The 9,953-nt window shown below is 48.5% G+C and carries 9 protein-coding genes; 4 read left to right on the forward strand and 5 right to left on the reverse strand.

What is annotated here, in order from left to right; all coding sequences use genetic code 11:
* Positions 1 to 50: 50 nt before the first annotated feature.
* The 3 genes from V8Q34_RS26440 to V8Q34_RS26450 are packed head-to-tail and all read right to left on the reverse strand — an operon-like array spanning position 51 to position 2,911.
* Positions 51 to 884 carry a CPBP family intramembrane glutamic endopeptidase gene (locus V8Q34_RS26440; protein ID WP_148393533.1) on the reverse strand — a complete coding sequence of 278 codons (834 nt, stop codon included), beginning with the start codon at positions 882 to 884 and terminating at the stop codon, positions 51 to 53.
* Positions 885 to 890: 6 nt separating this feature from the next.
* Positions 891 to 2,174 (reverse strand): glutamate-5-semialdehyde dehydrogenase, encoded by a 1,284-nt coding sequence (locus V8Q34_RS26445; RefSeq protein ID WP_033140739.1) that lies wholly within the window; start codon positions 2,172 to 2,174, stop codon positions 891 to 893.
* A 32-nt stretch (positions 2,175 to 2,206) separates the two neighbouring features.
* On the reverse strand, positions 2,207 to 2,911 hold the full coding sequence (locus V8Q34_RS26450; RefSeq protein WP_033140735.1) for an ABC transporter ATP-binding protein: 705 nt from the start codon (positions 2,909 to 2,911) through the stop codon (positions 2,207 to 2,209).
* A 340-nt stretch (positions 2,912 to 3,251) separates the two neighbouring features.
* Here V8Q34_RS26450 and V8Q34_RS26455 point away from each other — a divergent pair, with 340 nt between their 5' ends.
* Entirely contained in the window at positions 3,252 to 3,668 is a 417-nt protein-coding gene (locus V8Q34_RS26455; RefSeq protein ID WP_335836600.1) for a hypothetical protein, read from the forward strand.
* Positions 3,629 to 6,007 carry a heavy metal translocating P-type ATPase gene (locus V8Q34_RS26460; protein ID WP_335836601.1) on the forward strand — a complete coding sequence of 793 codons (2,379 nt, stop codon included), beginning with the start codon at positions 3,629 to 3,631 and terminating at the stop codon, positions 6,005 to 6,007. Before V8Q34_RS26455 ends, V8Q34_RS26460 begins: the two co-directional genes overlap by 40 nt.
* Before the next feature lie 74 nt (positions 6,008 to 6,081).
* On the opposite strand, the gene V8Q34_RS26465 is transcribed toward V8Q34_RS26460, so the two are convergent.
* A complete protein-coding gene (locus tag V8Q34_RS26465) occupies positions 6,082 to 6,270 on the reverse strand; it encodes a DUF6472 family protein (protein ID WP_033140856.1) in 189 nt (62 codons plus the stop codon).
* A 216-nt stretch (positions 6,271 to 6,486) separates the two neighbouring features.
* Here V8Q34_RS26465 and trkA point away from each other — a divergent pair, with 216 nt between their 5' ends.
* Together trkA and V8Q34_RS26475 are read left to right on the forward strand one after the other, a co-directional pair.
* Positions 6,487 to 7,848: a Trk system potassium transporter TrkA gene (gene trkA / locus V8Q34_RS26470; protein WP_033140842.1), complete on the forward strand. Its 1,362-nt coding sequence runs from the start codon at positions 6,487 to 6,489 to the stop codon at positions 7,846 to 7,848.
* Between the two features lie 15 nt (positions 7,849 to 7,863).
* A complete protein-coding gene (locus tag V8Q34_RS26475; protein WP_033140841.1) occupies positions 7,864 to 9,306 on the forward strand; it encodes a TrkH family potassium uptake protein in 1,443 nt (480 codons plus the stop codon).
* 127 nt (positions 9,307 to 9,433) lie between these two features.
* On the opposite strand, the gene V8Q34_RS26480 is transcribed toward V8Q34_RS26475, so the two are convergent.
* A partial coding sequence (locus tag V8Q34_RS26480; RefSeq protein WP_335836602.1) for a manganese catalase family protein occupies positions 9,434 to 9,953 on the reverse strand: 520 nt, incomplete at its 5' end.

Below are 9,953 nucleotides of genomic sequence, written 5' to 3' on the forward strand. Positions count from 1 at the left end.
CCCAGCAGCGTGATCACCGTTTCGCACTGTTTTATTTCATTGATACCTGGTTATCGATACAGATAATCCTCGTTTTTCCGTTTTTCCCATATATACAAAACCACCAGGACACCTGCACATACCAGGGTACCGAGAAAGATTCCCAACACACTGAAATTAATTACAGATATCACCTGTCCGCTGAAGTTAATGATAAAATGGCAGAGCATGGATGCCTTCAGGGTACCGTATTTCTTAACCAGTCTGCCCAGGATCAGACCCATTAAAAAGGCATAACAGCCCTGTATCAGATTCATATGGTAAAGGCCGAAAAACAACGCCTGGAGGAAATTCGCCGCCCAGAAAGGAAAGCTTCTCTCCAGTATTTTCAGACAGAGCCCGCGCATGAGAAGCTCTTCCGCCAGGGGTGCCATCACGACCACATAGAACATAGACAGTATGGATGGCTCCGCCATGCCCAGCCCTTTCATCACTTCCATATAATGCCCCATCAGATTTGGTGCCACCACTGCAAGTATATTGAGAAGGCTGGTGACCGCAAACTGGATGAACAGGGCCACAAAAAAGATTCCCAGAATTGCGCCTGAGTTAAGAGCGGCCTTGTGGCCTCTCTCCAGATAAGCGGCACGTCTGTCAGCCATCACCCTGCGGTACCAGAAATATCCCGCCAGCAGAAAGATCCCGTAGGAGGCAGCACTGACAATATACACATACTGGTTCACCACATAATCCATGACCGGCGACTGGTACACATGGATCGCGGTCATAAATTGGCCTGTCAAAAGTATAAGAACCTGTCCGCCCAATGCCGCGGCAATCTGAATGATATACATAAGGGCAATGGGTGTCAGACTCAGCAGCAGTGTCTTTGCTTTTTCTATCATTCCTTGTTATGCCTCCAGGTCTTTAAAATGGAACTGCTTTTTGCCGCCCGCGTAGTCCCCCACAATCTGTCCGCTGCCGAACAGTTTATATTTATATGTCACAAGCCCCTCCAGTCCCACGGGACCCCGGGCATGGATTTTACCGGTACTGATTCCCACTTCCGCGCCGAATCCGTAGCGGAAACCGTCAGCAAACCGCGTGGAGCAGTTCTGATATACACCGGCAGAATCCACAAGCTGCATAAAGGTCAGCGCAGTGTCCCTGTTCTCTGTGATAATGCAGTCTGTGTGATGGGAGCCGAACCGGTTAATGTGTTCCACTGCTTCCTGTACACTGTCCACCAGTTTCACAGATAACACCAGATCCAGATACTCTGTATCAAATGCGTCCTCCTCCATGATTTCACAGGGAATGATTTCTGCCACTTCACGGGTTCCTCTCACTTTTACATGGTTCTCTCCCAGAGCTTTGCTTATGACCGGCAGAAACTCCTCTGCTGCCTCTCTGTTTACAAGCAGCGTTTCCACAGCGTTGCAGGCTGCTGTATACTGTGTCTTGGCATCTATGATAATGGGGACTGCCTTTTCCTTATCGTAACATGCATCCACATAAATATGGCACACCCCGTCGGCATGACCCATAACCGGTATTTTCGTATTGTTCATAATATACTGTACAAACTGATTGGAACCTCTGGGAATGAGCAGATCTACTGTCTCATGGCAGGACAGCAGTTCGTCGATCTCATTATGAAGCTCGGCCTGCAGCATACACCCTTCCGGCACGCCTTCATGCACGGCTGCCTGATAGATGATCTCAAACAGAACTTTGTTGGTCCTCGCTGTCTCTTTGCCGCCTTTTAAGATGGCACAGTTCCCACTCTTTAAACAGAGGGAAGAAATCTGTACCAGCGCGTCCGGCCTGGCTTCAAATATGATGCCGATCACACCGATGGGACACGTCACCCGGTAAAGTTCCAGACCTTTATCCAGTTCCCTGGCAAGCTGCACCTTTGAGAGCGGGTCCGGCAGTTTGATGAGTTCAGCGATTCCGGCGGTTACATCCTGCAGCTTATGCTCATCGAATTTCAGTCTTTTCATCACAGCTGCCGCGATCCCTGCCTTTTCAGCCGCTTCCATATCCTCATGATTAGCTTTGAATATGGCTTCCCGGTTAGCAAGAAGAGCGATTCTTACTGCCTCTAAAGCGGCATTTCTCTGCTCCCCGCTGAGGGCTGCCATGCGGAAACTGTCCTGTTTCATTTTTCTGGTTGCTTCTTTTATATTCATAGGTCTATCCTCCTGTTCTGTTTTGCTCTCTGTTACCATTCGATTTTCTCCACCGGTATGGGGTGGTCATTTTTTGTTATCTCTGTCACTTTACCGCTCCTGAATCGGATCACACGGTCAGCCATGGGGGCCAGCGCAGAGTTGTGGGTAATGATAATAACAGTCATATGTTCCTTGCGGCAGGTGTCCTGCAAAAGCTGCAGAATCTGTTTGCCTGTATTATAGTCCAGGGCACCTGTGGGTTCATCACAGAGTAAAAGCTTGGGGTTCTTGGCGATCGCCCTGGCAATGGCTACCCTCTGCTGCTCACCGCCGGAGAGCTGTGCCGGAAAATTAGATGTCCGCTCCGCAAGCCCTACTTTTCCCAAAACAGTGGCCGGGTCCAGGGAATCTTTGCATATCTGTACAGCCAGCTCTACATTTTCAAGGGCGGTTAAGTTTGGAACAAGGTTATAGAACTGAAATACAAAGCCCACGTCATTGCGTCTGTATGTGACCAGATCCTTTGCTTTATATTCATTTACATGTCTGCCGTCCACAATGACCTCTCCCTCGGTGGCACTGTCCATACCGCCCAGAATATTAAGAGCTGTGGTCTTCCCTGCTCCCGATGCACCCAAAATCACCGCCAGCTCGCCTTTTTCCACAGAAAAACTGGCGTCATCCAGAGCTCTGATCTCCACTTCATTTTTACTGCCGTATATTTTTTTCACATGTTGGAATTCTATAAATGACATGCTTCTATCCTTCCTGCATTCTAAATAAAAACGCCTCTGCCGTTAGGCACCACTGCCGTTAAGCACACTCCGGCCCTGGGGCCAGATGTTATTTCCCATTATATCTCCATTTTGACCGGGCCGCAATCAGGTTTTTCAACAGGAGGGGGTATTTTTGATTTCTTTTACTTTTTTCTTTATTTATATTGACTTTTTGGTCTATTCATATTAATATATGAACAGATATTCATATGTTTAATATACTATAGTTACATAGATAGAAAAATAGATTTGGAGGGACTGAATATGAAGCAGGAAAAGAAAGCCTCTTCCGGTGAACTGCGGAAGCCTGAAGGTGAGAATGTTCATCAGCAGACGCATGATGAGCATTGCGGCTGTGGCTGTGAACACAGCCATGACGGTCATTCTCATGAACATACACACGAGCATACGCATGGCGAGCTTTGCGATTGTGGCTGTGACCATGACCATGGCGGTCATTCTCACGAACATACACATGAGCATACGCATGGCGAGCTTTGCGATTGTGGCTGTGACCATGACCATGGCGAACATTGCGACTGCGGCTGCGACCATGACCACGGCGGCCACTCTCACGGACATGCGGGCTCACATCACACCCCCGGGCATCCGGCGGACTGCCAGTGTGAACTCTGCCATCCACATGAGGAATACTGCGATATCTGCGGCGAAAGCCTTGCCAACTGCAGGTGCCATATGCCTGATGCCGACTGTGAAAAGAAAGTTTATATTTTAAAAAATCTGGGCTGCGCAAACTGTGCTGCCAAAATGGAGGCCAAAATCAAAGAGCTTCCCGGTGTGGAATACGCCTCCATTACATTTGCCACCAGTCAGCTCAGACTATCAGCCAGAGACCACGCCGCTCTGCTGCCGCGTATCCGGGAAATCTGTACTTCCATAGAATCCCAGGTTGAAGTGGTACCCCGTTTTAAAATGCCCGGTTCTTTTACCACGAAAACATACCTGATCGACAATCTGGGCTGCGCCCACTGCGCATCCAAAATGGAGGAAAAGATAAACGCCCTCCCTGAAGTGTCAAGTGCCACTCTGACATTTGCCACACGCCAGCTCCGCATTACCGCCAGACGAGATCCCGACCTTCTGCTGGACCGGATCCGGAAAATCTGTACAGATATTGAGGATGGTGTGACCATCAAGCCAAAAGACACCACTCCGAAAAGCGCAGACACGCTTCCCATTCAGGATGTCGTGCCCGCCACAAGAGTGCTCTCACAGGATACCAAAACCATTCTGGCCCTCTGCACCGGCGCTGTCCTTTTCATTGCAGGGGAAGTGCTGGAGCAAATGGGTATGGAGCTGCCTTCCCTCGTGGTACTGCTTACTGCCTATGTCCTGCTTGGCGGAAGAATCGTGCTGACGGCACTCCGCAACCTGACAAAAGGCCACGTATTCGATGAAAATTTCCTGATGAGTGCCGCTACCATCGGCGCTATTGTCATCCAAGAATATCCGGAAGCCGTGGGCGTTATGCTGTTCTACCGCATCGGAGAATATTTCGAGCACAAAGCAGTTGAGAGAAGCCGCTCCCAGATCATGGATGCGGTGGATATGAGACCCGAGACAGTCACCCTGGTAATCGGTGATGACACAAAGACCATAGCCGCCCAGGATGCTGAGGTGGGGGATATTATCCTGATCCGCCCCGGCGACCGGATCCCTCTGGACAGCGTGGTCATTGAAGGAGAAAGCCGCATTGACACTTCCCCGGTGACCGGAGAACCGGTACCTGTCAAAGCAGGATTCGGAGATGAACTGACTTCCGGCTGTGTCAATACCTCCGGACTTTTAAAGGTACGTGTTGAAAAAGTGCTGGAGGAATCCATGGTAACACGCATTTTGGATTCCGTGGAAAATGCTGCTGCCAGCAAACCTAAAATTGACCGTTTTATCACACGTTTTGCAAGGGTATACACACCTTTTGTAGTATTTCTTGCACTGGCAACCGCTGTCATACCATCCCTGATAACAGGGGACTGGAACCACTGGGTATACACAGCACTCACCTTCCTGGTGATCAGTTGTCCATGCGCCCTGGTTTTAAGCGTTCCTCTTGCATTTTTCTCCGGTATCGGAGCCGGCTCCAAGCGAGGCATCCTATTCAAAGGCGGTATCTCCCTGGAAGCCATGCGCAATGTAAATGCAGTTATTATGGATAAAACAGGAACCCTGACGGAGGGTAACTTCGTCCTGCAGACGGTTCTTCCCGCAGACTCTGTAAACGCAGATACCCTGCTGGAACTCTGTGCAGCCTGTGAATCCACCTCCACCCATCCCATTGCGCACAGTATCGTCTCAGCAGCACAGGGAAAAGGAATGACAGTCACACGGCCTGATACCGTGGAGGAGATTGCAGGCTGCGGCATACACGCAGTCATAAACGGTTCCCAAGTACTCTGCGGAAACCGCAGATTGATGGAAAAATTCCATGTTTCTATGGAAAACATTACAACAGACGGACTCGGTGCAGAAGTATTTGCAGCTAAGGACGGCACTTACATCGGCTGTCTTATCATCGCCGACACCCTGAAAGGGGACGCCAAATCCGCAGTCAAAAAAATAAAGGATATGGGCATCACACCTGCCATGCTCACCGGCGATGCCCGGGAAACCGCTGAGGCTGTTGCCAGAGCAGCTGGTATCGACGAAGTACGCGCCCGTCTCCTGCCTCAGGATAAGCTGAACGAACTGACGCGCCTGCGCAGCACATACGGCTCCGTCATGTTTGTAGGTGACGGAATCAACGATGCTCCCGTACTGGCCGGTGCGGATGTAGGTGCTGCCATGGGAAGCGGTGCGGATGCCGCCATAGAGGCCGCCGACGTGGTATTTATGAATTCTTCCATGGAGGCCGTTCCCCAGGCACTGTCTATCGCAAGAGCCACCAGCCGTATATCCTGGCAGAATGTAATTTTCGCCCTGGTGATCAAGGTTCTGGTCATGATACTTGGCCTTTTCGGATTTGCCTCCATGTGGATGGCAGTCTTTGCCGACACCGGTGTGGCAATCCTGTGTGTATTAAATTCTATCCGCATTCTTTACAGAAAAAATCTGTGATATGCGTTGGCAGATTTTCTGCCAAAAGAGAGGCTGTGTTCCGTCTGAATATTCAGCGGAGCACAGCCTCTCATTTACATCTGCTTTCTCACGATTTTATATTCATCATTCATCTGGAAGTAAGGACAGTTCTGGAATGTGTTCGTCATGAACCTGCCCATCTCGTCCTCATCCAGGTCCACATCACAGGTGTAATATCCGTATTCTTCGTCATAGACGTAATTGCTGCAATACTCACAGTTGGCTGTTTTCTTTTTCCCCATTTTCCGCTCCCTTTCCATCTCTTTTGAGTTAGGTATAGCAGAATCTTTTCTTTTTGTCAAATATCACTATATTTTTCCTATAAATTACAGAAAAATTTATGATTCTATGATTTAAAAATAATGCAAGTGGTGTTATAATGATTGGACGATATCCCTTTATAAAATCTTTATGTCAGGTATATTTTTTTTATACAATTTTAATCTCTGGAGGAAGTTATGAAAATCATCATTTTAGGCAGTGGTAAAGTGGGCCGTACCCTTGCCGAACAACTCAGCAACGAAGGACACAATATAGTTATGGTCGATATCATCGCCAAAAAGGTCCAGGACATTACAGAAGACGCAGATATCATGGGCGTGCTGGGCAATGCATCCAGTATCAACACCCTGCTGGATGCCGGCATTGAGACTGCCGATATCCTGATCGCTGTGACCGGTTCTGACGAACTGAATCTTCTCTGCTGCCTGATCGCAAAAAAAGTCAGCAAATGTCACACCATTGCCAGGGTCCGAAACCCTGTGTACAGCAAGGAAATCGGGTTTATCAAAGAGCGTCTGGGCATTTCCATGATCATCAATCCCGAACATGCCGCCGCTATTGAAATATCCAGGCTGCTGCGTTTTCCCTCTGCCATCAAAATCGATACATTTGCAAAGGGCAGGGTAGAGCTTTTGAAATTCAAAGTAAAACCTGAATTTCACTTAGACCAGATGACCGTCATGGAAGTAGCGGAACGCTACAAGAACAATATCCTCATATGTGCCGTAGAGCGCGGAGACGAGGTAAGTATTCCCTCCGGTAATTTTGTATTGAGAGACAACGACATTATCTCTATCATTGCCTCCCCTGTCAATTCCGCACTTTTCTTCAAGAGAATCGGAATCCACACACACCAGGTCAAGAGCACCATGATCGTGGGAGGAGGTACCCTTTCCTATTATCTGGCCAAGCTTCTGCTCGCCATGAAGATCCGGGTACTGATCGTGGAAGCCAATAAGGACCGCTGCGAACAGTTAAGTGAGCTTCTGCCTGATGCTACGATCATCAACGGTGACGGCACGGATAAGAATCTGCTTCTTGAAGAGGGCCTGACACGTGTGGAATCCTTTGTAACACTCACCAATCTGGACGAGGAGAATATTCTACTGGCTCTGTTCGCCAAAAAGAACAGCAATGCAAAACTGGTGTCAAAGGTAAACCGTATTGCCTTTGATGATATCATAGAAGGCCTGGACGTGGGCAGCGTTGTATATCCCAAATACCTGACTGCTGACTATATCCTGCAGTACGTGCGTGCCATGCAGAACAGCATCGGCAGCAATGTGGAAACCCTCTACCAGATTCTGGACAACAAGGCAGAGGCCCTGGAGTTCTCCGTACACGAGGACTGCCCGTTTCTGGACACCCCTCTGGCAGAGCTGAATATCAGGGACAATCTTCTCGTTACCTGCATCAACCGGAAAGGAAAAATCACCATTCCACGGGGACAGGACAGCATTCAGCTCGGAGACACAGTGATTGTAGTCACCACTGTAAAGGGGCTGCACGACATTAAAGATATACTGAAAAATAAATAATTTACGAGGGATGAAATGAATTACTCAATTATTTCCTACATCATAGGATGGATCTTAAATTTTGAGGCACTCTTTATGCTCCTTCCCTGTATTGTCGCCGTGATATACAAGGAATCCAGCGGATGGGCTTTTGTACTCGCCATGCTTCTGTGCCTCCTCATTGGCATACCTCTGACTCAGAGAAAGCCAAAGAACAAAATTTTTTATACAAAAGAAGGGTTTGTCACTGTGGCGCTGAGCTGGATCGTGCTCAGTATCATGGGAGCGCTGCCGTTTATATTCAGCGGCTCCATTCCAAACGTGATTGACGCTGTTTTCGAAACGGTGTCGGGTTTTACCACCACCGGTGCCAGTGTTCTGCCGGAGGTGGAGTCACTTTCCCACTGTATCCTGTTCTGGCGTAGTTTTACCCACTGGATCGGAGGTATGGGTGTCCTTGTCTTTCTGCTCTCCCTGCTTCCGCTGACAGGCGGCGGTTATCATATGAACCTGATGAAAGCGGAAAGCCCGGGGCCTTCTGTGAGCAAACTAGTACCGAAAGTGCAGTCTACGGCCAAAATCCTGTACGGCATTTATCTGGCACTGACTCTGCTTGAGATTCTTTTCCTGCTCTGCGGCGGTATGCCTGTGTTTGACGCGCTGACTACCTCCTTCGGTACTGCCGGTACCGGCGGATTCGGTATTAAAAATGACAGTATTGCCGGCTATTCCACCTATATCCAGGTGGTTGTCACAGTATTTATGATTTTATTCGGTGTAAACTTCAGTGCTTATTTCCTGATCATCAGCGGCAAGCTGAAACAGGCCCTGCATATTGAGGAGATTCGCTGGTATCTGGCTATTATTGCCATCGCCATAATCACCATCACAATAAATGTGTATCATATTTACGGAAGTATCGCTGAATCACTGCAGCAGGTATCCTTCCAGGTGGCATCCATCATCACTACAACGGGATTTGCCACCACGGACTTTAACACATGGCCGGAAATGTCCAGAACGATTCTGGTCATCCTCATGTTTGTCGGTGCCTGTGCAGGCAGTACCGGCGGCGGCGTCAAGGTGTCACGTTTTGTCATCCTGATGAAGACCATTCAAAAGGAACTGCGCCAGTATCTCCACCCGCGCAGCATTAAAAAGATCAAAATGGATGAAAAACTGGTGGAGCATGAAGTTGTCCGTTCCACCAATGTATTCATGATCGCCTATGTGCTGGTGTTTGCATTCTCTGCACTGTTCATAAGCTTTGACAATCATGACCTGATAACGAACTTCACCAGTGTGGCGGCGACCCTGAACAATATCGGGCCCGGTCTGGAACTGGTTGGGCCTACCCAGAACTTCTCTATCTTTTCGGGGGGCGCCAAATTAATTCTGATTTTCGATATGCTTGCAGGAAGACTGGAATTATTCCCGATCCTTCTGCTCTTCACCAGGGATACCTGGAAAAAATTCTAAACCGGACAGATACCTGCTGCCCGGCTGCATAAAAATGCCGTTATCTGAAAAGCTGCTGTTTTTCAGATAACGGCTGTTTTTTAGATTGGTCCTGACGTGCAGTGTACTCCCAACCATATGCACCGGACTAATTCTGAAGAAATTTTTTATCAAATTCCGGATTGAAATAATAGTAATTATTGGAATCCAGTCTCTCTTTTGTCTTCTCCAGTGCCTCTCCGAAACGCTGGAAATGCACAATTTCTCTTGTTCTTAAAAATTTCAGCGGTTCTCTCACTTCAGGGTCTGTTATCATTCTCAAAAGATTGTCATAAACCACTCTTGCCTTCTGCTCTGCAGCCAAATCCTCTGTCAGATCCGCAATGGCATCCCCTTTTGACTGGAACTCCAGCGAAGTAAACGGAACACCTGCTGCTGCCTGAGGCCACAATGCTTTGGTATGGTCTATATAGTAGGCATCAAAGCCTGCCGCCTGTGCCTGTTCCACAGTCAGATCCCTGGTAAGCTGATAAACCATGGCACATATAATTTCCATATGAGCCAGCTCCTCCGTACCGATATCTGTCAAAAGCCCGCCAACGGTCTTAACCGGCATGGTATAACGCTGTGAGAGATACCGCATGGAAGCCGACAGTTCTCCATCCGGA

The sequence above is a fragment of the Blautia sp. JLR.GB0024 genome (assembly GCF_037000545.1).
Taxonomy (GTDB): domain Bacteria; phylum Bacillota; class Clostridia; order Lachnospirales; family Lachnospiraceae; genus Blautia; species Blautia celeris.

What these genes read in the sequence shown, in the direction of transcription:
- V8Q34_RS26440 (WP_148393533.1), bottom strand. Translation starts at nt 884, where the DNA reads ATGATAGAAAAAGCAAAGACACTGCTGCTGAGTCTGACACCCATTGCC.
- V8Q34_RS26445 (WP_033140739.1), bottom strand. Translation starts at nt 2,174, where the DNA reads ATGAATATAAAAGAAGCAACCAGAAAAATGAAACAGGACAGTTTCCGC.
- V8Q34_RS26450 (WP_033140735.1), bottom strand. Translation starts at nt 2,911, where the DNA reads ATGTCATTTATAGAATTCCAACATGTGAAAAAAATATACGGCAGTAAA.
- V8Q34_RS26455 (WP_335836600.1), top strand. Translation starts at nt 3,252, where the DNA reads ATGTTCATCAGCAGACGCATGATGAGCATTGCGGCTGTGGCTGTGAAC.
- V8Q34_RS26460 (WP_335836601.1), top strand. Translation starts at nt 3,629, where the DNA reads ATGCCTGATGCCGACTGTGAAAAGAAAGTTTATATTTTAAAAAATCTG.
- V8Q34_RS26465 (WP_033140856.1), bottom strand. Translation starts at nt 6,270, where the DNA reads ATGGGGAAAAAGAAAACAGCCAACTGTGAGTATTGCAGCAATTACGTC.
- trkA (WP_033140842.1), top strand. Translation starts at nt 6,487, where the DNA reads ATGAAAATCATCATTTTAGGCAGTGGTAAAGTGGGCCGTACCCTTGCC.
- V8Q34_RS26475 (WP_033140841.1), top strand. Translation starts at nt 7,864, where the DNA reads ATGAATTACTCAATTATTTCCTACATCATAGGATGGATCTTAAATTTT.